The sequence below is a fragment of the Vibrio sp. Sgm 5 genome, from assembly GCF_026241575.1.
Taxonomy (GTDB): domain Bacteria; phylum Pseudomonadota; class Gammaproteobacteria; order Enterobacterales; family Vibrionaceae; genus Vibrio; species Vibrio jasicida.
In genome coordinates this window covers 65,510-90,453 of the sequence record NZ_JAPHPY010000009.1, presented here as the reverse complement: position 1 = coordinate 90,453, position 24,944 = coordinate 65,510, and the positions used below count along the sequence as shown (strand labels likewise).

General features: G+C 45.8%; 21 protein-coding genes. 10 read left to right on the top strand and 11 right to left on the bottom strand.

Going from position 1 to position 24,944, the window contains the following annotated elements:
• The first annotated feature begins 181 nt into the window (after positions 1-181).
• Genes pdhA through OQJ86_RS07530 form a run of 3 tightly spaced genes read left to right on the top strand, consistent with a single transcriptional unit; the run spans position 182 to position 3,391 of the window.
• Complete coding sequence (gene pdhA / locus OQJ86_RS07540) at positions 182-1,276, top strand: pyruvate dehydrogenase (acetyl-transferring) E1 component subunit alpha (protein ID WP_265987376.1); 1,095 nt, start codon at positions 182-184, stop codon at positions 1,274-1,276.
• Entirely contained in the window at positions 1,269-2,252 is a 984-nt protein-coding gene (locus tag OQJ86_RS07535) for an alpha-ketoacid dehydrogenase subunit beta (RefSeq protein WP_009696326.1), read from the top strand. Before pdhA ends, OQJ86_RS07535 begins: the two co-directional genes overlap by 8 nt.
• The gene (locus OQJ86_RS07530) at positions 2,249-3,391 is read left to right on the top strand and encodes a dihydrolipoamide acetyltransferase family protein (protein ID WP_265987375.1); all 1,143 of its coding nucleotides are present in this window, start codon (positions 2,249-2,251) and stop codon (positions 3,389-3,391) included. The genes OQJ86_RS07535 and OQJ86_RS07530 overlap by 4 nt, the downstream gene beginning before the upstream one ends.
• Before the next feature lie 649 nt (positions 3,392-4,040).
• On the opposite strand, the gene OQJ86_RS07525 is transcribed toward OQJ86_RS07530, so the two are convergent.
• The gene (locus tag OQJ86_RS07525) at positions 4,041-5,006 is read right to left on the bottom strand and encodes an electron transfer flavoprotein subunit alpha/FixB family protein (protein WP_265987374.1); all 966 of its coding nucleotides are present in this window, start codon (positions 5,004-5,006) and stop codon (positions 4,041-4,043) included.
• An 11-nt stretch (positions 5,007-5,017) separates the two neighbouring features.
• On the bottom strand, positions 5,018-5,767 hold the full coding sequence (locus OQJ86_RS07520) for an electron transfer flavoprotein subunit beta/FixA family protein (RefSeq protein ID WP_265987373.1): 750 nt from the start codon (positions 5,765-5,767) through the stop codon (positions 5,018-5,020).
• Between the two features lie 278 nt (positions 5,768-6,045).
• Between OQJ86_RS07520 and OQJ86_RS07515 the strand changes: the two genes are divergently transcribed.
• Both OQJ86_RS07515 and OQJ86_RS07510 read left to right on the top strand, forming a co-directional pair.
• Complete coding sequence (locus OQJ86_RS07515) at positions 6,046-7,707, top strand: electron transfer flavoprotein-ubiquinone oxidoreductase (protein WP_265987372.1); 1,662 nt, start codon at positions 6,046-6,048, stop codon at positions 7,705-7,707.
• A 194-nt stretch (positions 7,708-7,901) separates the two neighbouring features.
• Positions 7,902-9,419, top strand: a complete 1,518-nt coding sequence (locus OQJ86_RS07510) for an arylsulfatase (protein WP_039974214.1) — start codon at positions 7,902-7,904, stop codon at positions 9,417-9,419.
• A 221-nt stretch (positions 9,420-9,640) separates the two neighbouring features.
• Here OQJ86_RS07510 and OQJ86_RS07505 read toward each other — a convergent pair whose 3' ends face one another.
• Entirely contained in the window at positions 9,641-10,525 is an 885-nt protein-coding gene (locus tag OQJ86_RS07505) for a LysR family transcriptional regulator (protein ID WP_265987371.1), read from the bottom strand.
• Between the two features lie 116 nt (positions 10,526-10,641).
• Between OQJ86_RS07505 and OQJ86_RS07500 the strand changes: the two genes are divergently transcribed.
• Entirely contained in the window at positions 10,642-11,313 is a 672-nt protein-coding gene (locus tag OQJ86_RS07500; protein ID WP_038873439.1) for a type 1 glutamine amidotransferase domain-containing protein, read from the top strand.
• Positions 11,314-11,709: 396 nt separating this feature from the next.
• Positions 11,710-13,473 (top strand): DUF3859 domain-containing protein, encoded by a 1,764-nt coding sequence (locus OQJ86_RS07495; protein WP_265987370.1) that lies wholly within the window; start codon positions 11,710-11,712, stop codon positions 13,471-13,473.
• 45 nt (positions 13,474-13,518) lie between these two features.
• Here the strand turns inward: OQJ86_RS07495 and OQJ86_RS07490 are convergent, their stop codons facing one another.
• Positions 13,519-14,166 (bottom strand): glutathione S-transferase family protein, encoded by a 648-nt coding sequence (locus OQJ86_RS07490; RefSeq protein WP_265987369.1) that lies wholly within the window; start codon positions 14,164-14,166, stop codon positions 13,519-13,521.
• 118 nt (positions 14,167-14,284) lie between these two features.
• On the opposite strand from OQJ86_RS07490, the gene OQJ86_RS07485 reads away from it, so the two are divergent.
• Positions 14,285-15,115: a LysR family transcriptional regulator gene (locus OQJ86_RS07485; RefSeq protein WP_265987368.1), complete on the top strand. Its 831-nt coding sequence runs from the start codon at positions 14,285-14,287 to the stop codon at positions 15,113-15,115.
• A gap of 84 nt (positions 15,116-15,199) precedes the next feature.
• Here OQJ86_RS07485 and artM read toward each other — a convergent pair whose 3' ends face one another.
• From artM to artP, 4 genes are all read right to left on the bottom strand, one after another.
• Positions 15,200-15,868, bottom strand: a complete 669-nt coding sequence (gene artM / locus OQJ86_RS07480) for an arginine ABC transporter permease ArtM (RefSeq protein ID WP_265987367.1) — start codon at positions 15,866-15,868, stop codon at positions 15,200-15,202.
• Positions 15,865-16,554 (bottom strand): arginine ABC transporter permease ArtQ, encoded by a 690-nt coding sequence (gene artQ / locus OQJ86_RS07475; RefSeq protein ID WP_038866518.1) that lies wholly within the window; start codon positions 16,552-16,554, stop codon positions 15,865-15,867. The genes artM and artQ overlap by 4 nt, the downstream gene beginning before the upstream one ends.
• A 1-nt stretch (position 16,555) precedes the next feature.
• The gene (locus tag OQJ86_RS07470) at positions 16,556-17,287 is read right to left on the bottom strand and encodes an arginine ABC transporter substrate-binding protein (RefSeq protein ID WP_104035768.1); all 732 of its coding nucleotides are present in this window, start codon (positions 17,285-17,287) and stop codon (positions 16,556-16,558) included.
• A gap of 88 nt (positions 17,288-17,375) precedes the next feature.
• Entirely contained in the window at positions 17,376-18,104 is a 729-nt protein-coding gene (gene artP, locus OQJ86_RS07465; RefSeq protein ID WP_009704632.1) for an arginine ABC transporter ATP-binding protein ArtP, read from the bottom strand.
• 530 nt (positions 18,105-18,634) lie between these two features.
• Here artP and OQJ86_RS07460 point away from each other — a divergent pair.
• Positions 18,635-20,863 carry a hypothetical protein gene (locus OQJ86_RS07460; RefSeq protein WP_265987410.1) on the top strand — a complete coding sequence of 743 codons (2,229 nt, stop codon included), beginning with the start codon at positions 18,635-18,637 and terminating at the stop codon, positions 20,861-20,863.
• A 134-nt stretch (positions 20,864-20,997) separates the two neighbouring features.
• Here OQJ86_RS07460 and OQJ86_RS07455 read toward each other — a convergent pair whose 3' ends face one another.
• The gene (locus OQJ86_RS07455; protein ID WP_265987365.1) at positions 20,998-21,621 is read right to left on the bottom strand and encodes a LysE family translocator; all 624 of its coding nucleotides are present in this window, start codon (positions 21,619-21,621) and stop codon (positions 20,998-21,000) included.
• A gap of 340 nt (positions 21,622-21,961) precedes the next feature.
• Between OQJ86_RS07455 and OQJ86_RS07450 the strand changes: the two genes are divergently transcribed.
• Positions 21,962-22,756: a glycine betaine ABC transporter substrate-binding protein gene (locus OQJ86_RS07450; protein ID WP_265987364.1), complete on the top strand. Its 795-nt coding sequence runs from the start codon at positions 21,962-21,964 to the stop codon at positions 22,754-22,756.
• Positions 22,757-22,841: 85 nt separating this feature from the next.
• On the opposite strand, the gene OQJ86_RS07445 is transcribed toward OQJ86_RS07450, so the two are convergent.
• On the bottom strand, positions 22,842-23,174 hold the full coding sequence (locus OQJ86_RS07445) for a nuclear transport factor 2 family protein (RefSeq protein WP_265987363.1): 333 nt from the start codon (positions 23,172-23,174) through the stop codon (positions 22,842-22,844).
• A gap of 202 nt (positions 23,175-23,376) precedes the next feature.
• Entirely contained in the window at positions 23,377-24,903 is a 1,527-nt protein-coding gene (locus tag OQJ86_RS07440) for a M28 family metallopeptidase (RefSeq protein WP_265987362.1), read from the bottom strand.
• Positions 24,904-24,944: the final 41 nt, after the last annotated feature.

Sequence of the window (24,944 nt, the reverse complement as noted above, 5' to 3'; positions counted from 1 at the left end):
TTCCAGAACACAGTTTTGTTAGAGAGACGAACGACAGATGCGTCAATAACTATCAAAAACAACTGCAATCCTAGGTATGACCTTTTGCGCTGATATCAAAGCCTGAGTACCCATACAGGCTGAGATCGAAATAATGAGCAGCTGCAGTCCAAAAGACCCGCAGCGTCAAAAGGAGCTTGAGATGAACGTTCAGGCATTACCCATGCATCGGTTTATCGACCATGATGGGAACCTCGTCAGCCAACTACCCAACTGGGCTGATCTTGAAACTTTGGTCGGATTTTACCAAGACATGGTATTAACCCGGACCTACGATAACAAAGCCGTTGCCCTGCAACGCACTGGGAAATTGGGCACCTACCCATCACACCTTGGCTCGGAAGCTGTTGGTATTGCTGTGGGCAGAGCGCTTAACACCACCGATGTTTTCGTGCCTTATTATCGTGATATGCCCGCCATGTGGTGCCGTGGCATAGGAATGGAAAAGAACCTGCAATATTGGGGAGGCGATGAACGCGGCAGTGACTTCGCGCCTGAAGGCAGTCCTTTTCCTAGTAAAGATCTCCCCTTCTGTGTCCCAATCGCAACTCAGTGTACCCATGCCGTTGGTGTTGCGGCGGCACTGAAAATCCAAGGCAATCACGATGCCGCTTTGGTGATGTGCGGCGATGGCGGCACTTCCAAAGGCGATTTCCTTGAATCCATTAATTGTGCAGGCGCTTGGAACATCCCATTAGTCTTTGTGGTGAACAATAACCAATGGGCGATCTCCGTACCACGCAGTTTGCAATGTGCCGCGGAATTTCTCTCAGAAAAAGCCAAAGGTGCCGGTATCCCCGGCATTACGGTGGATGGCAACGATGTCGTCGCGGTGTTTGATGCAACATTGAGCGCTCTTGAACGAGCGAGAAAAGGCAAAGGCGCAACGTTAATTGAAGCAGTAAGCTACCGTTTGAGCGACCACACCACCGCCGACGACGCGACCCGCTATCGTAACGAGGACGAGGTTCAAACGGCTTGGCAATATGAGCCAGTTCGTCGACTTAAAGCCTTTCTCACCAATCAAGGCGTTTGGAATAACGAGAGAGAGCAAGAGTGGCAAGCACATTGCAAAGAACAAGTTGAACTCGCCGTTGAGCGTTATCTCAACATGCCAAATCAAGCGCCTGAAACGGGCTTTGATTTCCTTTATGAATCCCTGCCCCAAGAGCTTCATGCGCAAAGGGATGAGCTAATCAATAAAGCAATGCGAATGCAGGGAGGGAAACATGGCTGAACTCACGTTAGTTGAAGCAGTGAACCTCGCACTGCATCATGAAATGGAACACGACCCAAATGTCATCGTCCTTGGCGAAGATGTGGGTGATAACGGCGGTGTATTCCGCGCCACTGTAGGACTCAAACAAAAATACGGTCTTAAGCGCGTTATCGACACACCTCTAGCTGAAGCGCTTATTGGCGGTGTTACTGTCGGCATGGCAACGCAAGGTTTACGACCTGTAGCCGAGTTTCAATTCCAAGGCTTTGTCTTCCCTGCATTGGAGCATTTGATGTGTCATGCAGCGCGAATGCGTAACCGAACTCGTGGTCGACTTACCTGCCCTGCGGTATTCCGCGCGCCCTTTGGTGGCGGTATTCACGCACCAGAGCATCACTCCGAAAGCGTCGAAGCGTTATTTGCTCACACCGCAGGCTTTAAGGTTGTGATTCCTTCATCACCGCAACGCGCTTATGGTTTGCTCCTAGCAGCCATTCGAAGCAACGATCCGGTGATGTTCTTCGAGCCGAAACGTATCTATCGCACTGTGAAATCTGAAGTGGTGGATAACGGCGAAGCGCTACCTCTCGACACTTGTTTTACCCTTCGCAAAGGTCGCGACATTACGTTAGTGACTTGGGGAGCATGTGTTGTCGAATCACTGCAAGCGGCTCAAACGCTGTCCAATCAAGGTATCGAAGTTGAGGTGATTGATTTAGCCAGCATCAAACCCATTGATACCGCGACCATCTTCCGTTCGCTAGAGAAAACCGGACGCCTCTTGGTGGTCCATGAAGCCAGCAAAACCTGTGGTGTCGGCTCAGAACTGCTAGCCAGAACCGCAGAACATGCCATGTGCCTACTCAAAGCGCCACCAAAACGCGTCACGGGCATGGATACCATCATGCCGTACTACCGCAACGAAGATTATTACATGATTCAGGAAGAAGACATTGTGCTCGCCGCGCGCGAACTCGTGGAGGATTGGAAATGAAGACGTTTAACTTACCCGATCTCGGCGAAGGTCTCGCTGAGTCAGAAATTGTGAAATGGCATATTAGTGTTGGTGATATGGTCAAGCTCGATCAAGTGGTGCTTACTGTCGAAACCGCAAAAGCAACCGTGGATGTTCCTGCACCTTATGGCGGTCGTATCGTGAGTCGTCATGGCGAAGAAGGCGATGTAATCAACATAGGTGCTCTCCTGCTGGAAATCGATGAAACGGGAGCAGAGCAAACAGTCTCTGAACAGAAACAAACTGCCGATGCAGCGACCGTGGTCGGTAATGTATCCCAACATGCACACAGCGTGAATGTCGACGATTTCTGGATTGGAGGCGAACACAATCCATCACCTGATAACCTCATTATTGCGCTTCCTTCTGCTCGACTATTAGCGAAGAAGCTGGGTGTGGACTTGGAGTTAGTTAAAGGTAGTGGTCCGGACGGTTTGATTGTCGACGCCGACATTTACGACGAAGCTGGCAAACAGCGTCCCGGTACAGAAGTACTCAAAGGCGCACGCCGAACCATGGTGTCGACCATGGCGGAATCCCATCACAATGTCGCAGCGGTCACCATTACCGAAGAAGCGGTGCTGGAAGGCTGGGAGCAAAGTGAAGATATCAGTATTCGTCTGGTCCAAGCGATCGTGCATGCGTGTCAGGAAGAGCCCGCCATGAATGCATGGTTCGATGCAGAAACCATGACGCGTTGTGTCCACAGTACGGTGAACATTGGTATTGCCGTAGACAGTCGACACGGTTTGTACGTGCCTGTTCTACGACACGCTGATGAATACGAACCTCAAGAGGTACGTCGTTGGTTAGACCAAACGGTGCAAGGCATACGTAAACGTAAGATCGGGCGTGAACAGTTACAGCACGCCACCATTACGCTCTCAAACTTTGGTGCAATTGCCGGTATTTACGCAACGCCCGTGGTCACGCCGCCACAAGTCGCGATTGTCGGTGCAGGTCGAATCATTGAGAAAGTCGTAATTCGAGACGGGCAAGCTGTAGCAGTGAAAGCCATGCCGCTGTCGATTACGTTTGACCACCGAGCATGTACTGGCGGTGAAGCAGCAAGATTCACAAAAGTATTGGCAGAACACTTGAGAAAACCGAATGTTTAAGCAGCTTTTGCCATGAATAACAAAAGGGCTTCCGATTGGAAGCCCTTTGTTTTGAGAGTGAATTTAAAGAGAGATTCCCTATTCGTTCATTCTTCACTCTAAGGAATGACGCAGTTTGGTTTGCACTCAGCAAAATAGTCCTAATAATATGATTTTTAATAAGAAACTCCAGCGCGTCATTCCAGCAAGCCTAAGCGCGACTAGGAATCTAAGAACAACGCACACCGAAGGTCTTTCGCAGCAATGAGCCCACAGCGCACTTTGATAACAGATTCTGAATCACGCTCGTTCCTCGCTGTTCAAAATGACGACTTAAAGTAGCGAGCATGAAGGGATTCCCTACTCGCTCATTCTTCGCTCTAGGGAATGAGGCGGTTTGGTTTGCACTTAGCAAAAAGCGACTTAAGAATTTGAATCTTAGCAAGAAACTCTAGCGCGTCATTCCAGCAAGCCTAGGCGCGACTAGGAATCTAAGAACAACGAACACCGAAGGTCTTTCGTAGTAAGAACCCACAGCGCACTTTGATAGCGGATTCTAAATCACGCTCGTTCCTCGCTGTTCAGAATGACGATTTAAAGCAGTGATCAAGAAGGGATTCCCTACTCGCTCATTTTCGCTCTAGGGAACCGCGCCCGAAAAATACCGAACTTAAACCTTCTCCAACAACTCCGGCATAATCTCAAACAAATCGCCAACCAAACCATAGTCTGCGACTTGGAAGATTGGCGCTTCAGGATCACTGTTGATCGCCACAATCACCTTGGAATCTTTCATCCCTGCTAAATGTTGAATTGCACCGGAAATACCCACAGCAATGTACAGTTGAGGCGCGACAATCTTACCCGTTTGCCCAACTTGCAAATCGTTAGACACAAAGCCTGCATCTACCGCAGCGCGTGATGCACCAATTGCACCACCAAGCTTGTCGGCAAGCTGTTCCACCAGCGCGAAATTCTCTTTGCTGCCTAACCCACGACCACCCGAGACAACAACGTTTGCTGCTGGTAGCTCTGGTCTTTCGCTTTCCGCTTTTTGCTGTGAAACAAACTCACTGTGCTCCGCCTTAATGACCGTTTCTAACGTCACGACATTCTCGACTACTGGTGAATCAGACACAGCAATAGCGTCAAACGCTGAGCTTCGAATCGTCATCACTTTGGTTGTATCGTCCGAACGAACTCTGGCTAACGCATTACCGGCATAGATGGGGCGAACAACCGTATCGAGCGATTCGATCGCAATCACATCTGACAATTGCCCAACATCCAGTAAGGCTGCGACACGGGGCATCAAGTTCTTACCGAAGGTACTCGCGGGAGCTAGGATATGCGAATAATCCCGACCAACTTCGGCAATCAAAGTAGATAGATTTTCTGCCAGTGCATGCTGATATTCAGCAGCATCAATCGCAATGATCTGTGAGATACCTTGCACACACTTCAACTCATTCAATACTGAGCTGCATTGATGTCCGACTAACAACGCGGTGACAGGCAAAGAGGCACCGTCTTGTTGAATTTGAGAAGCCGCGCTCAGCGCACGTAACGTATCTGCTGAAAGTGATTGGTTATCGTGTTCTACAACGATCAAGGTTGCTAACGGTTTGTTTTCCATGGTTATGCCTCCTAAATCACTTTCGCTTCATTTTTGAGCTTGTCGACTAACTCGCTCACACTGCCAACCATCTCACCAGCTTTACGAGCAGGCGGCGTCATGACTTCCAGCACTTGCTGAGAGTGCTCAACACCCACACCAAAGAAGTCTGGCGTCATTACCGATAGCGGCTTCTTCTTCGCTTTCATGATGTTCGGTAGAGAGGCGTAACGCGGTTCATTCAATCGCAAATCCGTACTGATGATCGCAGGCAGAACCAGTTTGAGCGTTTCTAAGCCACCGTCGATTTCTCTAGTAACCAGAACCGTTTCCCCTTCTACTTTCACTTCCGAAGCAAATGTCCCCTGCGGACGATTAGTCAGTGCTGCTAACATTTGCGCGACTTGGTTGTTATCCGTATCGATTGACTGTTTACCCAGCAGCACCAATTGAGCCTGTTCTTGTTCCATCACAGCTTTGAGTAACTTCGCGACCGCAAGCGGTTCTGGTGCCTGTTCAACATCAATATGAATCGCACGATCCGCACCTAATGCGAGCGCTGAGCGCAATTGCTCCTGACAACTGGTATCACCAATCGACACCACCAACACCTCCTCTGCAACTCCAGCTTCTTTAAGGCGTACTGCCTCTTCCACCGCGATTTCACAGAATGGGTTCATCGTCATCTTCACGTTGTTGGTTTCCACACCGGAACCATCAGATTTCACTCTTACTTTAACGTAAGGGTCAATTACACGTTTAATCGCAACCAGTACTTTCACATTCCCTCCTAGCAGATCGCAAAGCGATACGCGTCCTAGCAATTGGGTCATACGTGACAAAAATTTGCGTTAAAGCTAAGTCTTTTCATTATCTTGCTAACAAAAAATACATTGTGACATTGTCACTCAAAATCTTTATCACGCCCTATGACGTTACCATTTGAGCTTAGTTTAGTTTACGTTTACGTCAACTGGACTATAGTTCTTTATACGAGCACTGCGTAATAGAAGAAGCACCTGAAACACAAAGAAAGGTTTCGCATAAAGGAAGCAAGAAGATGGAAAGAGAATGCATGGAATTTGATGTGGTGATTGTTGGCGCCGGACCTGCGGGTTTGAGTGCTGCATGCCGACTAGCGCAACTCAACCAAGAACGTGAAGGTGAACCGCTGTCTATTTGTGTGGTAGAGAAAGGTTCAGAAGTCGGTGCACATATCTTATCTGGCGCGGTATTCGAAACGCGTGCATTAGGCGAACTCTTTCCTGATTGGCAAAGCATGGGCGCACCGCTTTCCGCCGCTGTAAAAAACGATGCCTTCTTGTACCTAACCACGGAACTTAATCACATTCGTGTTCCCCACTTTCTTACTCCCAACCCAATGCACAATGACGAAAGCAACTACGTCATCAGCTTAGCGAACTTGTGTCGTTGGTTAGCAGAACAAGCTGAATCGCTTGGCGTTGAGGTCTATCCCGGTTTCGCTGCATCCACGATTAACTACGATGCATTTGGCGCTGTTACAGGAGTAAACACCAGCGACATGGGCTTGGACAAGCAAGGAGAAGCCAAACCCAACTTTGAAGCCGGTATTGAGCTAAAAGCCAAATACACCGTATTCGCTGAGGGGTGCCGAGGTCATTTAGGTAAAGAGCTCATCCAACGATTTGGTTTAGACGATGATAAACAACCGCAACATTATGCGCTTGGGCTTAAAGAGATTTGGGAGTTACCTACCGATGCCAAAGATCAATCAGGCAGCGTGATTCATTCTGCAGGGTATCCACTGAGTGGATCCAACACCACTGGCGGCGGTTTTCTCTATCACATGGAGAACAACCAAATCGCTGTCGGGCTTATTGTCGACTTGAATTACAGCAATCCTTACTTGAGTCCGTTCGACGAATTCCAACGCTTTAAGCACCACCCTGCTATCGAACAACATTTGAAAGGCGCTCAACGCATCGCTTATGGCGCAAGAGCCATTGCAAAAGGTGGACTGTCTTCTCTGCCGAGACAGCAATTCCCTGGCGGTTTATTGATTGGTTGTGATGCGGGCACCTTAAACGTCGCTAAGATCAAAGGCAGCCATACTGCGATGAAATCCGGTTTGTTAGCTGCAGAAGCCATTGCCGAAGCATTCATACAATCCAATTCGGAACCGGATTACCAAACCAAGTTTGAAGATTCATGGTTGTATGAAGAACTTAGTGACACACGTAACGTTGGTGCAAACATCCACAAGTTCGGCAGTGTGCTTGGCGGCGCACTTTCCACCTTCGAACACAATCTGTGGCAGCCTCTGGTTAAGAAACCAATACCGTGGACGATCACTGATCCTTCGCACGATCACGAACAGCTGAAACCAATTGATGAGTGCCAACCTATTCATTACTCGAAACCAGACGGCATAATCAGCTTCGATAAACCTTCATCGGTATTTTTGTCTGGTACGCAACACGAAGAAAATCAACCTTGCCACTTGCAACTCGCCTATCCTCATATTCCGATTCAAATCCATTTGAAGAAGTTTGATGAGCCAAGCCAGCGCTACTGCCCCGCTGGCGTGTATGAAGTGGTAGAAGTCGAAGGCGAGCGAATATTCCAAATCAATGCCGCAAACTGCGTGCATTGCAAAACCTGTGACATCAAAGATCCATCGCAAAACATCACATGGACAGCACCTGAGGGTGGCGGCGGACCAAGCTATCAAAACATGTAGCACTTATAAAATGTGATGGTGATTCGCTATCACGCCTCTTTTACCTGAACAATTGATAATTTAAATCCATCAAAAACCTAACAAATCAATCATGTGTACTATGCTTAGTTTGCCAATTCACTAAGCAGTTCACGGTCAATTTGCATCAATCACACCAAAAGAAATGAATTCTACTTATTGTCCAGGAGGACTCGATGAAGAGGATATTGAGGAAGTTTCTCGTATTGATGAGCGCGGTCGCGCCTGTCAGTCTGTTGGCAGCAGATAAACCCAATATTTTAGTATTTTGGGGCGACGATGTTGGTGTTTACAACATTAGCGCTTATCACAATGGCATGATGGGAGGTCGTACACCAAACATCGACACCATTGCCAAGGAAGGTGCCATTTTTACGGATGCTTACGCGCAACAAAGTTGTACGGCGGGTCGCGCATCGTTCATTCTCGGTCAGCACCCTTTCCGTACAGGCCTACTTACGATTGGTATGCCTGGAGCAAAAGAAGGGATTCAAGCAAAAGATCCAACCATTGCTGAGCTACTGAAAAACCACGGCTACGTTGCGGGTCAGTTTGGTAAAAACCACCTAGGAGACCAAGACGAGCACTTACCTACTAACCACGGTTTTGATGAATTCTTCGGTAACCTCTACCACTTAAATGCTGAAGAAGAACCAGAATCAGAATTCTACCCTAAAGATCCTGAGTTCCGTAAAAAATTCGGCCCTCGTGGTGTTCTTAAATCCACCGCTGACGGAAAAATTGAAGACACAGGCCCACTCACCCGTAAGCGTATGGAAAACGTTGACCAAGAGTTTATGGAAGCCAGTCTTGCCTTCATGGAAAAAGCCGTGAAAGACGACAAACCTTTCTTCATTTGGCACAACTCGACGCGAATGCACGTTTGGACACACCTAAGTGAAGAATACAAAGGGAAATCTGGTTATGGCCTTTATGCCGACGGCATGATGGATCTGGACGATCAAGTTGGCGTGATGCTTAAGAAGCTTGACGAACTGGGCGTAGCCGACAATACCATCGTGATTTTCAGTACCGATAACGGTGCAGAGAAATTCACATGGCCAGATGGTGGTACAACACCATTTAAAGGCGAGAAAGGTACAACTTGGGAAGGTGGCTTCCGCGTACCTATGATGGTTCGCTGGCCGGGTCAAATCAAACCGGGTACGGTCATCAACGACATTTTCTCTCAAGAAGACTGGATGCCAACGCTATTGGCCGCCGTGGGTGAGCCAGACGTAAAAGAGAAGCTACTTAAAGGTCATGAAGCCAATAACAAAACCTTTAAAGCGCACCTCGATGGCTATAACCAGTTAGACCTACTTACCGGTAAAACAGATACTGGTGCTCGTAATGAAATCTTCTACTTTGATGCTGGCGGCCACTTAAACGCTCTGCGTTATAAAGATTGGAAGATTCACTTCACCATCATGGAAGGGGCCATCAACGAGGCTTATCGTAAAACGCCAAGCTGGCCGTTGATCGTTAACCTACGTATGGACCCATTTGAAGTAGGACCAGACTCAGCGCTTTATGTCCGACACTTCTACGCAGACCAAATGTGGATGTTTGTCCCAGCGCAGGCTATCGTTCGAAAATTCCTTGAAACCTTTAAAGAGTTCCCTGCAACCAAAGGCAGCTCTTTAAGTATCGAGCAAGTCGTGGATGCCATGACGCAACCACAACGGAATTAATGTTTAACACTTAGTTTGATAAAGCACTAAGCCTACGGAGTACGGATATTATCGCTGGTATCTGTACTCCGTATTTTTATGTCTCAAGCCCTTATACCTCACCTCTAAGAGTCGCATAACCGACGTTCATCACGCTCGGATAGTTTTAGAGAAAAGCAGATATTGCCTGTCACCCATGGCACAGTTCATCGCTGCTTTATTTGCTTTCGAAATACCCCTCCCTACTCCTGCCAATCAGCAAAATGGTCAAGTAGAAAGTTGATGGCCAATCTGGCCCTTAGAGGCAGAAAGTGGCGATTCTGATAAACGATCCAACTGCTATTACCACTTCCCCAATAAGACTCTAAGATTGGTACCAATCGCCCGGAAGAAATGGCATCGTTAAAGCTACTCTTTGGTAGATACGCCACGCCTAATCCGTCTTCACAGGCTTGCAAAACCGTTTTAGCGTTGTTGCTTTTCCATCGTCCTTGGACTTTCACGCCATCTAGCGCCTTACCATCTTTTTCAAATAACCAAACGTCCTTGTTCGTGATGATGCAACTGTGGTGCTTGAGTTGTGTTGGATTAGTAGGAAAACCATGCTCGTCGATATAATTCTGACTCACCGCCGCTGCCATGGGGCGATCGACTAGCTTTCTCGCGACTAAACCAGAATCACTTAGGCGTCCGTAACGAATGGCAAAATCAAAACCATCTTCAATAAAATTGACCATACTTGTATTGAAGTTGACTTCTACCGTGAGGTTCGGATGTTGTTTCGCAAACGCCATCAACGCTGGTGCAACGTAATTTTCAGAAAACGCACCAGCAGCACTCACTCGTAACGTACCACTCAATTGAGTTTGCTGTGTGGTGAGTTGCTCATTGGCTTGCTGAAGCCCAATCACCAACTCTTTACATTGTTGGTAATACGCTTGCCCTGCTTCCGTTAAGCTTACCATCCGTGTCGAACGTGCTAGCAAGGCAACGCCTAAACGTTCCTCTAACTTTGTCACTTGTCGACTTACATGGCTGGTACTGCAACCCAATTGTTTCGCAGCAGAAGAAAACCCTAAGCTCTCCGCAACCGTAACAAATTCGTTGATACCTTCAAAGCTGTCCATAGTCACCTTTGCCATATGGCAATAATGTTTTGCTAATTACCTCTATTATCACCCATCTGATTAGCAATTAGTATGAAGGTGCTCAACAAAATACAGCAACCCAAAAGGACCCCATCATGAAGAAAGTACTCATTGTTGTAACGAATCACGCGACACTCGGCGAAACCGATCAAGCAAACGGCACCTACGCACCAGAGCTCACCCATGCACTTGCAGAATTACTTGGTGCGGGGTTCGATTACGACATTGCTTCTATCAAAGGAGGCCAAGCCCCACTGTATGGAACAGACATTGAAGGTGATGCGGTAAACACAAAAATCTTGGCTGATGATGATTTCCAAAACCGTGTCAACAACACGATTCCAGTTTCACAAATCAACGCTGACAACTACGATGCAATCTTCTACCCAGGAGGTTTTGGTCTACTTTCTGACTTAGCGACCAATGAAGATTTCGCACAAATCTCTGCAAAGCATTATGAAGATGGCGGCATCGTTGCAGCCGTTTGTCATGGTCCAGGCGCCCTACTGCCTATCACGCTTAGCAATGGAGAGAAACTGCTTGCATCTAAATCGGTGACAGGTTTTACCCGTGAAGAAGAAATCGACTTTGGTACCATCAATGATATCCCTTTCCTTTTGGAAGAATCCCTAGCACGTGGCGCGGCACGCTACTCAAAAGTACAGCCGTGGCAAGAGTTTGTGATTGTTGACGAACGTGTGATCACTGGTCAAAACCCAACTAGCGCACACGGTGTAGGGAAAGCAATTGTGGAACTATTGGGGTAATCAAACGATTGTTAAGCAGCGGATATAGAGCGTGGTAGATGCCATATAGCAACTTCCACGACTTTAATGTTCGCTGCTCAGTACTGCCATAAACCTGTGAAGTATAGTATTAGACCTGCGAAGTATAATGGTAGCTGTGCTTCACATGTTTATCCCGATATCAATTCGCCCCTTCCACGCCATAACCACCGACGTCACCTTGATCACCATTCGAAAACTTTAGATGAAAAAGCTAATAGTTCCGGTAGTTTACCTACAGTTTTATTTTGAGAAATTGCGTAAACTGCTAAAGATCTATTCAATGTTGCTCTATTCATTGTCGAAACCGTATTCACTAACGGCAAGGCAATTGAGCACCTAAAACTAAAAAGAAAATACTTCGAAAAGGATTCATGTATGAAGGCGTCAGTGGTAAACCGAATCCGGTTATCCGGTAAAATGGTGATGGCAACAAGTGGTTTGGCGTTATCCGGTTTCGCTTATTGTTCCACTCCAGAAACTATTGGAGACATTCAGTTCGTCGACCCAAACTTTGCTGATTGCTTTTCTGGCTACGAAGCGTCTTCACCAAATATTTTGACCGAACTCGACTGCTCCAACAATAACATTAGCTCTGTGGAAGAAATTAAATTTTTCCCTGCACTAGAAGACTTGATTCTCCTAAATAACAATATTAAAAGCGTCGATACTACAAATAATCCAAAGCTCAAACGCCTGATCTTGGCGAACAACCAATTGACAGATATCGACCTCTCTCATAATCCAGAGCTTGAAACTCTGACTATTTCAGAAAATAACCTGACACAGCTCAACATCAATAAGAACTCGAAGCTGAAAAGTCTCTACGCCTACAAAATGCCTATTGCAGAAATAGACGTTCGCCACCTATCACGGTTGCGTGACCTTGGATTCAGTGCCCATAAACTGACAGAACTTAACGTTAGCCAAAACTCCGAACTCAAGACGCTCTTTCTTGGAAGTGGCAGCCTAACTAAGATCGACTTAAGCCATAACCCAAAGCTTTCGCACGTATCTCTTCAATCAAACCAATTGCAAGAGATTGATTTATCGAAAAACGCGAATCTTAAGCACCTTAACGTACGTAATAATAAGCTCACCAGTTTGGACTTAAGCCAGCAGACACAGTTGCAAGAAGTTAAAGCAGACTATAACCAGTTAGCCGAATTCCAATTGGGTAAAAACCCAGACTTAACGTCACTAGAGCTAAACAATAATAAATTGACCAAACTGGACCTGACTCAACAACTGGCCTTGAAGAAGTTCACAGCATTCAACAACCCACTTTATGATATTACATTGCCTAAAGGTCATGAGTTTGATCTGTTTTCAGTCGAGGGTTCACCTTATGCCGCAGCTCTTACAACGACCTCTCAAGCAAGCGAAGAGAAAAACATCTCAAACCTACTATCTCCTCGTGTCAGCATTATTGAAGGTGGTGTAATAACGCAAGATGGAAAAGAGTACACCGTGACTCCGACACAAATGGTGATGCCAAAACTCGGCCAGTACATTGGCTTTCGATACTCGGTTACGTTGCCCAAGAATGCACTGGGTGAAGCAGAGCCTAGCCTTGCAAAAACCAACAAATTTCCAATTACCGTCCGGATGACTCATCCAAAGATTGTCGATCCTAAAACGGGCAAAGGGTTCACCGAATCTACTTGGCCTGACACCATGTTTAAGCATGATCGTAACCTCGCGATGTGGTATTTCGGCGATAAAAGCGAGCTGGTGTCCGGCCGTTGGAAACTCGAGATACTTTACCGCGATAGCGTGGTAGCAAAAAAAACCTTCCAGCTAGTCAATATGGATGATCCGAAAGAACTCACTTCAATCAAGGAAGCTCTGGTCATGCAAAACTTATTCAGCAAAGGTTCTAGTTATGTTTGTAAAGAAACCGCTTTTCAGCGCTGTTTTGGGTTCGATAGTACTAGTAAATGTGAGCAAGCACTTGAGCCTTATACCAAGAGCTGCCAGTCAGTAATGGCACGAGAAATCAAAAAACTAAAGGGCAAGTTTGACAGTAAAGACGCTCTGAAAAATGCTTTTCTCTTTTATACAGGGTGTTTAATGGGGACCTACGCAGAAGAAAATCATTTCGAGCGAACAGAAGTACTTCAATGTATGAAAGGTAAATAAGGTGTTTTTGAATAGAGCCTCCCATCAAGTGAGGCTCTAGTGCCGTTAAACCTCTACCCCTGCTTCATCCTCTTCTACGATATCCGTTTCTTGGCTCGCCTCTTCCAGCCATTGCTGTAAAGCTTCACTTGCTAGCACCTTCTGTTGGTAGGCTTTGGCACCTTCCGATAGCTCTATGCCATAAGTTTGGAAACGCAATGCCACTGGCGCATACATGGCATCGGCGATTGACCATTCTCCAAATAGCCAACCATTCGGATGCAGCTTGGCTTGTTCTGCCCAAATAGCGTCAATGCGTGCAATATCTTTACGTGCACCATCCGTTAGATCGACTTTTCTGCGCGCGCGAATGTTCATTGGGAGTTCGTTTCTTAAGTCAAAGAAACCCGAATGCATTTCTGATGCAATGGCGCGTGCTTTAGCTCGTTCTGCGGAGTTGCTTGGCCATGCTTGGCCTTGTAAGTATTGCTCGTTAACGTATTCCAAAATCGCTAATGAATCCCACACGGTTGCGTCACCATCCACCAAGGTAGGTACTTTCGCGGTTGGTGTAATATCTTCCAAGGTTTTATAAAAATCTTCCGTGAATAATTTGAGCTTGGTGACTTCGACATCCAGTTTGAATTGAGAAAAGATCAGCCATGCGCGCAGTGACCAACTTGAGTAGTTTTGATTAGCAATAAACAGTTTCATGACGCCTCCATGCGGTTCGTGTTTTGAGTACCAATTCACAATATCTGATTGTATTTAAGGGGACTAACGGATAGTTTTGATGGAACACTTCAACAAAAACGATGGATGAGTTTTAGATATGGATATCGATGCGTTACGCAGCTTTCTGGCTTTTGTCGAAACGGGCAGTTTCACTCGTGCAGCCAAGCAGATCAATCGCACCCAATCAGCGTTCAGTGCACAAATGCGTAAGCTAGAAGACGAACTCAGCGTTAGCTTGTTTGAAAAAGAAGGTCGCAATCTTGTCTTAAGTGAAGCGGGATTGGCACTGCGCTCTCATGCAGAGCAACTAGTCAGCTTACACAATCAAGCGCTGAAACAGGTGAAACGCTATGAAAACAAGCGTCCTCTTCGCTTAGGTTGTCCAGAAGATTACAACGACAATATCATGCCTAAAGTCATTCGTGTATTACAACAATCTGAACCCACGTGTTCGATTCAAGTCTTCAGTGAGCCCAGCATCACCTTGAGAGAAAAGCTGGATGAAGGAAAGCTAGACGCGGCGATTGTGACAAGAGCACCGGACAGTGAAGAAGGTTACTGGCTAGCAAGCGACAAAGGCGTGTGGATTGCTCACCCTGACTTTGACATTGATAACGCCCAACCTCTCCCTCTCGCCCTATTCCAAACCGACTGTAAATACCATGCGGCAGCGGTAGACGGATTAACCAAACGTGGTATCCCTTATCAACTACTGGCGTGTTGCAATACGGCCTCTGCACAACGAGCGATTGTACGTTCAGGCATGGCTATCGGTGCGATGGGCAGTATTAGCGTTAGCGAGGATCTTAAGATCTTAGACGATATGCCATCGCTACCTTCAGTGGATATCGTTTTAGTCACAAGTGTCGAGCCTCATCCAATACTGGATAAAGAATGCTTAACGCAATTGGTTGAATTAATGGCTTGAGCTTTAATACGATACAAATAAAAAATGCCCCTGCTTGAGAGTCAGTAAGCAGAGGCATCGTGAAATTGAATGTGACGTTAGGAATTACGCAGCTTCGAACGCCAATGCTTTCTTCTCTACCTGACGGAAAATGAGAGTCAGCACACCATTCACCGTTAGGTAGAACGCGCCTGCAATACCAAATACCGTCAACGTATCGTAAGTTTGCGCGTTAATGCGCTGCGCGTATCCCATCAGATCCATAATCGTAATTGTGCTTGCTAGTGACGTACCTTTGAAGACCAAAATCACTTCGTTCGAGTAAGCCGGAACAGCACGACGAATGGCGTATGGCAACAGCACTTTCAGCGTTGCCGTTTTGTTCATACCCAGAGCACGACACGCTTGCCATTGGCCAGAGGGAATCGCGTTAAACGCGCCTTTGAACAGCTGAGTACTGTACGCCGCGGTATTCAGTGCTAACGCTAACATCGCACAGAACCAAGGTTGGCTTAACCATGTCCAGAATACGCTTTCTCTTACTGCATCAAACTGACCCGGACCGTAGTACACCAAGAAGATCTGCACCAACAAAGGCGTACCTGTGAACAAGGTGATGACACCACGGCTTACCCAATGCAAACCCGGAGTACGTAGGATCAGAGTCAGCGTCATCATCAAAGCTAAGAAACAGCCCACCACCAAAGAAGCGGCGGTCAATTGAAGGCTAGTGCCTAAGCCATCCAGCATTTGCCAAACGTGTTGTTCGTTCATGCGGTCGCCTCCTGTCCCATGCTCATGCCTTGAATTGAGAACTTCTTATCAATCACTTTCACTGCACGTTGCGTAACAAGCGTAATCACTAAGTAAATTGCAGCGGCCGTTGCATACCATGTAAAGGCTTCGTGCGTGGCGGCTGATGTTAACTGCGCTTGCTTCAACAAGTCCGTTACACCAATCAATGATACAAGTGCAGTATCTTTCAGCAAAACCAACCATTGGTTAGTTAAACCTGGTAGTGCGTGTCTTACTGCTTGTGGCAAAACAATGCGAACGAAAGCGTGTGCTTGACTGATGCCGAGTGCACTTGCTGCTTCTCTCTGCCCTCTTCCAACGGCTTTTAATGCGCCACGTAGAGTTTGAGAAGCGTAGGAAGCGAAGATCAATGACAACGCCACCACGCCAGATAAGAACGGGCTAACTTCAATAAAGTCACCGGTGATTAAAAACAAAACCTGCGTCGAACCAAAATAGATAAATAACACGACAAGGATTTCTGGCAAGCCACGTACAATCGTTACAAACGCCGTCATTGGCCATTTAACGAAAACACGGCGAGACATTTCACCACTGGCGAATACCACTGCCAGAATCAAACCGACTAAAAGGCTTGTGAAGGCTAGCTGGACAGTCATCCAACTAGCTTGAACAAGCGATAAAGAATAACCCGTTAGTGCCATATTACTTACCGAAGTACTTGTTGTAGATTACGTCGTATTGGCCGTTCGCTTTCACTGTTTTCAGAGCCGTGTTCAGCTTGTTAACTAGCTCGTCGTTACCTTTGTTTACTGCGATACCGAAACCGTTACCGAAGTATTTAGGGTTAGTAACGTGCTCACCCACGTACGCTAGGTTATCTTCTTTCTTGAACCATTCTGCTACGACAGCTGTGTCACCGAATACAGAATCAATACGGCCATTCTTCATATCGATGAATGCGTCTTGGTAGCTTGAGTAAGGAACCGCTGTTACGCCTGGCATTTGCTCAATCAGGTAGCTTTGGTGTGTTGAACCGTTTTGAACACCAACACGCTTACCTTCTAGTGCTTTTTGATCAGCCACTTTTTCTTTGATAGAAACAAACGCGGCTGAGTTGTCGTAGTAAGGGTCAGAAAAGTTCACTTGCTCCAAACGCGCTTCGGTAATATCCATTGCAGAGATAGCTGCATCGTAACGTTTGAATTTTAATGCAGGGATCAGGCTGTCAAAAGATTGGTTGTGGAAGGTACATTTTGCTTCCATTTCGTTACATAGTGCGTTCGCCAGATCCACATCAAAACCTTGGATTTGGTTGTTTTCATCCATGTATTCGAACGGTGCGTAAGTCGCTTCCATCGCGAATTTGATCTCTTCTTGTGCTGCTGCGTTCGCTGAGACAAGACCGATTAGTGAAGCTAGTAGAATCTTTTTCATTGCAATACTCCGTGTGTACTTAGTGGGCTGACACTCGCAATGACAGCCGAGCTTATCTGTTAAATAGACTGAACTTTAAAAACGTAATTTAGTGATTTAGGTAATCGGCAAACTGAGTGGTTTGCGGATTAACAAATGCGTCGTGCGTGCCGTGTTCTACGATGTGTCCTTGTTCTAGGTATAGAACATGGCTAGCGATTTTCTTGGCGAAATCCACCTCGTGGGTCACAACTACTTGTGTAATTCCGGTTTCGCTTAAATCATTAATGATTTTGACCACTTGGTTCGTGATTTCAGGGTCAAGCGCCGCGGTAGGCTCATCAAAAAGCAAGACTTCTGGTTTCATCATCAAGGCTCGGGCAATCGCCACACGTTGTTGCTGACCGCCAGAAAGTTGCATCGGCCATGCATCCGCTTTGTCTGCCAAATGCAACGTCGCGAGAATTTGCATTGCCTGCTTCTTCGCTTCTTCTTTATCCATACCAGAGACTTTTACCGGAGCCTCAATCAGGTTCTCCATTACTGTCATGTGTGGCCATAGGTTGTACTGTTGGAACACCATGCCCACTTTACGACGAAGCGCTAAACCTTGCTTCTCTTTGATTTCAGTTGAAAAGTCGAATGCGTCATTAGCGATGTTTAACTGGCCGTTATCCGCTCCTTCAAGAAGGTTAAGAACACGTAGTAGAGAGCTCTTCCCTGCGCCACTTGGACCGAGTAACACCAGCGTTTCACCGCTTTCACAATTAAAACTGACATCGTGTAGAACTTGGGTATCGCCGTAAGACTTATTGATACTTTTAACTTGAATACTCATGCTGTCATACTGCATTAATTGTCATCTGGAGCTTATACTAGCAAGAAAGAGATTTTATGCAATAAAAATGTATAAAAATTTAGATTGTTAATTTTTTGTATAATAAATAACCAGCTCAGCAGAGTATATGACTGGTGCAATGAGTGAGGTTTTAACGGTATTTGTTGATCAAAAAAGCCCACAATTTCGCTAGCTTAGAATTCCATTGGAGACTTAAACTGAAGCTCTGCAGCGCTATTGATTGAGAGCATCATTCCGAAAGAAAGTGACTGGTTGCATAAACACCTTTCCCTCTCATTCTGAGAAAGATCTCGCGTAGCAAATCCCCTATCCTTCAAGATTCAAAATTGAGAATGCCCATACTTACTTTAGAAGAATCTGATCCACAAAGATTATTCGAACCATAAAGAATTTATAAAGCAGTTACATTCCGGCCATTTCTTGAATTGGTCATACCTATCGCTAATACTTTTCTCGTATTTTGACTCGCAATTTGAGTTATCGACGTTTTTGATAGGGACAAGTCAATGATGAAGCCATATCGTTCTGCGCTGCTTGCGCTTGGTTCTTTGAGCCTTCTTTCGCCTACTATTTGGGCCAGCACTGCGCTCATATTACCTGGATTACATGAGCAAGGTATCGATTTGCGAGATACTCCTGTTTCCGCTGCCGCGGCACTTGAATGGGAATTGGATAATGCCGATGTTGTATTTGGTGCTTATCAAAACAAAAGTGATAACGAACGCGTCAACGCCATTGGTTACATGTACAACCAAAAGCTAGAGCTCAATTCGAGTTGGCTGGAAAACACAATTCGTAATCAAGCAGACTTAAATGGCATCGATTACGAAGATTACTTTCTGCATTTTTCTGAAGACACCATCATTGCAGAAGTCGATAAAACCCATGGTGAAAACACATTGCTCAATCGAAAACCAATGATTGTCGGTTATACAGCAAGTGCCGACCATGCCGGTTTTTCGCTCTACCAGCAACCGCCTTGGGATGCAGATGTGTTTGAACAAACCAATAATGGTGGCGCATTGTATGTCTACCATTCCGAGCAGTTCGACCGCTTAGTATTTAAATTCTCTCAGTTTGCTCAAGGCGGCACTTTCAAGATTGAGTACCCCTCTGCCGCCAATGCATTTGGTCAAGTATCGCAATGGAAAAGCGTCAATATTAAGAAAGACAAAACCGAAAACATGACCAAAAACCAAACCGTCATTTGGTCGGTTCCTTCAGATTGGATTCGAGCTACCACCCATGATGGTAGCGGATTGAGCTATGGCGGTGGTCAGTATTTTGGCTCGACGTTTTTGCGCGATGGAGGGCGTTTATACGCGATTAAAATTACTTGGCAAGGTGACAACGTCGATCATCGCCCTCGCTTAAAAGAAGTGAAGTTAAAAAACACCTTCAAGATCGTTAACCTGTCCGATGCACCAACAACAACGTACAACGGTCAATCTATTGAAGGGTGGCGAAAAATCCGTGGTTTTGACAAATCAGCAGACTTAAATCAAGACAACTATCTCTCTTGGAGTGAGTATAAAAATCGCACGAACAAGCAAGCCACTGCCCGCTTCCGATGGGAATCTCGCGTGATCCCATTTGGTCGTATGTGGAACCAAAGCTCATCATGGGCACTGACCAATCTTGCCAATCCACAATTTGCTCAAGCAATGCATAATTATTATCAAACAGAGTGGGCACAACAAGGTTTGAATGGTGCTTACAATGACGATACGAACAAACTCATCGGTCCCAATCAGTTTTATGTTTACTCTGGTGGTACTGTTGAGGAACTAGGCTTTGTGGCCGGTAGTGAAGATGCCGATGAGCTCTATAAAGCGCAGTTCTCGGCATTTTTAAACAAACTCGCGACACTGCACGTAGATTCGTTGATTGGCCTAAACATTGGGACAGCAAATCTGTACGGAAGAAATGGTCAGTCACACTTAATCAACGCCGGTTCATTGTATCTACGTGAGCACTATCTATTTCCTTCTACGGGCTTTAGCGGCTATGCCGGTTTAGCCAAATTTTGGGATAATTCAGCTCTAGCCAAAGCCGATCAAAAGGTGATTTTTCAAGCGACAACTCGTCATGGTCGCGTTCAATACTTTGGTAACACGGAAGAGAATTGGAAACAGGACCAATATTCTGCACTGGCCGCGTTCTATTTAAACCATCATCCTGACCGTAGCTACTTTAACCAATGGAACAGCAGTTATCAGTACGGAAGTAATAACACCACAGCCGATAACTTTTGGAAAGCTGGTGTACCAAAGAATATTGCTTATCAACCTAGTGCATTGCTTGCTATCGATTTAGGAGCCCCAGCGAATCAAGTCCCAGAGAATATGATGGCGACCCCGTTAATGATGTCCACCAGCACGCCTACTCCTTCGGATTACACCGTCATTGGTGATTCAACTCTGAATGAAGTCGTTCATGCCGATCTTCCTGATGGGTTAGCTTACGTATTGCCTACCTATACATACTTTGCTTATCAGTCAGAAACCAATGTAGTCCCTCAAGGCCCAACAGAAATGGTGTTAGCTCGTGAGTTCAGCAAAGGCCGCGTGTTGTATCGCACTGACTTTTTCGGTAAAAGTGTAGACTATTTCTCAGCGCCGAAAATCACCATCCATTTGGATAAGCCAATGAGACCAGTAGATAGAAACGGCGACATTGGTGAGTATGTATCGCAAATCGAAATCGGTGGTTACGAAGGTCTGTTTTTGCTGTACTGATTAGGCTTGCAACGGCCTTTGGCTTATATACTCTCTCCCTCATATCAGCCTCATTATTCGAAGGGACTGATAAGAGCAAGCGAGTTCGCCTAGCAAATTAGCTCAGTTGTCGGGTTTAAAGAGTAATCGCTTGGCTAGATTGACTGAGTTAACAACAAAAAACTAAACAATAGCATGGCACATCCTGCAGCACGATTGACCCATTTTTTAAATCCCGCATTCTGAATATTATTATTCACTTTACTCATCAAAAATACGATCCCCGAAAACCAAATAAAGAGAATGGATGCATGGATGCCTGCAAACAGGTAGGCGTTAGCTATTGTAAAGTGTTCGGTATTTAAAAAGTTAGGAAAAGCAGCAAGGTAAAACAACATTCCCTTCGGGTTGGAACACTGTGTAAATAGCCCTTCAGCAAACAGCCTATACTTGCTCTTACTTTCTTCTTGCTCACAGGGGTTACTTTCTTTAGGACTTCGAAATGAAGCAATGATCATTTTTAACCCTGTGTAAAAAAGATAAGCTGCACCTAAGTCCTGAAGGATCATGAATCCATATTCAGAGTGCTGTAAAAGACTCGCAACACCAAAAATAACCAAACTTGCCTGTACGAATATTCCGGAAACTAAACCTACGATATTCAATTGTGCCTCTTTGTACCCACCTTGCGATGCAGTCTTAATCACAAGAATGCCATTGGGACCCGGCGACATCACCAGTAATGTCACAATCAATGAAAACAACAAATATTCAACCATGGAACCTCACTTCTTTATCAAGAGACTCACGCGAGTATCAACAACCAGCAGTAACCTTAGAAAACTTCTAAGAACAGATAAATTTTAAGCTAAATGTCGTAATGCAACGCGATGACAGTTAAAGGTCATCTTTACGTCATAGATTTTCGAACATTGGCAGAAACAATTAACTGTCGATTTATTGATTAATTTCAAGATTGAGTTTTGCGCCATTATCAAATCATTTTTGACAGTGACTCAAAGACAGCGCTGTTTATTCCTCTTCACCACAAGCCTACTATTTCCGTCACAAAGCAGTGCATGACTCTCCTTCGCACTGCTCTATAATAAGGATTTCAGTATGACTGGTACTCACGCGTCAAAAACGATAAAACTTGGTGTCACTAACCTTTCTTTCCACCGCGTTACCGCTTCTCTTGTTAGCCATGTACTCAATGATATGGGCTTTGAGGTTGAGCGCGTTTACTCTCCCCATGAAGAGAACTTTTCAAAACTCAAATCCGGTAAAATCGATATGCTTTCTTCGGCTTGGTTACCATCAAGTCACGGCATTTACAAAGCGTCGGTAGAAGAAGTACAACCCTTGCTAGAACTGGGCTTGCACTACGAGCCTTACGCGCTTTGGGGTGTGCCAGATTACGTGCCTGAAGAACTGGTATCAGAAGTAAGCGACCTGACGAAACCAGAAGTCGTAGCGAAGATGAAATCGGATATACAAGGCATCAACCCTGGAGCGGGCATTACACGCTTTTCGATTAAGATGATGGACGAATACTCGCTGACTGAAGCAGGTTACCGTTTCCACACAGGGACGGAAGAAGATTGCTTTACTGCATTTGAGAAGGCGGTAGAGAACAAACAATGGGTTGTCGTGCCACTTTGGAAGCCTCAATTTCTTCACTATAAGTACGCAATTCGAGAAATCGCAGAACCAAAAGGTTTGCTGGGTATTGTCGATAAAGCCGTTTTGCTATTGCGCCAAGACAAATCAGATAAATTTACTCAAGATGAGTTGAGCAGACTGGACGCGCTACGTTTCTCAAACGACATCATTGCGGAATTGGATTACAAAATCAGTCGTGAAGGACGAGAGTTAGACACGGTGACACGTGAGTGGTTAGACAACCAGCGCTAACAAGCTTTACGCGGTTTATAGTGCTTTGCCTTGTTTACATTGTCACATTACTACATTGCTAAATTGCATGGCAAAGCACGTTAAGTTAGTACATGGTGTTCCCGTTTGCTGACTCTTTCGGGATTTCTTGCAAGGCATCCCAATGCTCGACAATCTTGCCGTTTAAATCAAAGCGGAAGAAATCCATCGTTACGTATTCCACGTCATCAGGCCACGTTTGGTGCGTATGCAGCGCCACTAAATTGCCCTCTGCGACGGCGCGAACAAACGTAATGTCTTTCTCTGGGTACTCTTCCTGCATTCTCTCGAAGTAAGCGATAAAAGGATCAGGGCCATTTCCCACTAACGGGTTGTGTTGAATATACTCATCCCCGACGTAAAGCTCGACCGCTTTTCTTGGGTTTCCTCGATATGCCATCTCATAGAAAGCAATGGCATTGCGCTTGTTCTCTCAATATCGATTTGCAAGGTGCTCATGGATTTCTCCTATTCAACTCGCGATCGTCTACAAAGCGTAGTTGAGAATTAAAGCGTGGAGCATTTCCCTCGTAACGAATAAACAAAAATGCCGCATTGTGTCATGCGGCATTTTAGAGTTTGATGAGAAGTGCTCTTTACGATCAGTTGGTCGCTTTCTCAAACCTGGCAACAAGACTGGTTTGGTCGAAATTACGATAACCTCGCACCATAATGCTGAACGTCCCTGCCGGTTTATTTAGAACACATTGTTCATTGCTCCCATTTTGAAATGGACGACAATCAAAGTTACTGACTGACACTTGATCACTGTATTTCACAAAGAGATCCGCATCGCCACTTCTTGGCCCAGACAAAGAAATGGTCACCTGCCCCGACTCTTGAGTTTCAAAACTAAAGAACTGCTCCTCTCCATAGCCTGCGCGTAAATTCTCAACGGGCTCACCATCTTGTAAGGGGGTCACGCCAGTCGTGCTATCCATACTTGATTCAATCAAATAGGCGATAGCAAGCTTTGCAAAGTTACTGGCATGCGAGGCGGTCGGGTCTGAATTTTCCAACGTATCAAATTGGGTATGAATATTTGGGTTGTAGTCTTCAAACAAACTTTCGAATGGCATGGCCGCCGGATAGCCAGCATTGTGCCAAGAGGCATGGTCAGAACATGCATAGCCACAGCGATCAAACTGGTAGGTGATTTCAGGCGTGTACACATCAATCAACTCAGACAGAAATGCCGTCAAGTTACTATCGGTGTAATCGGTGATGAATGTAATATCATGCGCAGAACCGCTGTAGTTGGTCATGTCTAATTGCAACACGGATAGCACGTTGGCTTTTTTGTCTTTCAGCATTTCAACGATGTCTTGCGAGCCTCTCAGCCCTACTTCTTCCGCGGCATAGCCATAGAATTTGATGGTTCTATCTGGCTGGATACCGCTGGCAATCATTAAGCGAAGTGACTCAGTCACCGTTGCAATACCAGAAGCATCGTCATCGGCGCCCGGAGATATGGTTCCCTCTTCTGTCCATGCGCCAGCTGTAGAGTCTAGATGCCCACCCACGACAATAATTTCTTCAGGGTATTTCGCACCCAGCAACGTCACTTCAACGGATTTTTGTGGGTAGCCACGATGGGAAATTTGTTCCGCAGAAGCATAAGAGACTCCTTCAATCTCTTGGTTCCAACGCGCCAGCAACCAATCAGAGGCTTCAACACCCGTAACGGTGGTATAAAAGCGATTAGTAAATGACGTCATGCCTTCTATGGTCTTCACCAAGTTCGTCGGCTCTACTTGATTGATGAGAGCCTCAACCGTGTCATGATGGCTGATCATCGGTTTGTTAAACGTCTTCAATGTGGTTGGCATGGTTGCGGCTTTCAATGCACTGGCTTTGTCTGGGTGCACCATATAACCACCGCAGCGATGCTTTTCATGATGCATATGACTGGATAATGCCGCTAATTGATCTGGCGATATTTTTGCAACCACGGCGGGACGAGCACCAAAGAAGTCAGAATAAACTGTCGCTCCGTGTTTGGTAATAAGGTGCACCGCATCCGCATCGGTGGTGATCCAAATTTGGCCTTGATCGGTCAATTCGTTGGCGACGACGCTACTGTTCAACGTACAGCTCAACAATGCCAATGCTAAAAGACTCTTTTTCATGTTGGTATTTTCCTTTACTAACCTTACCTGACGAAAAAAGG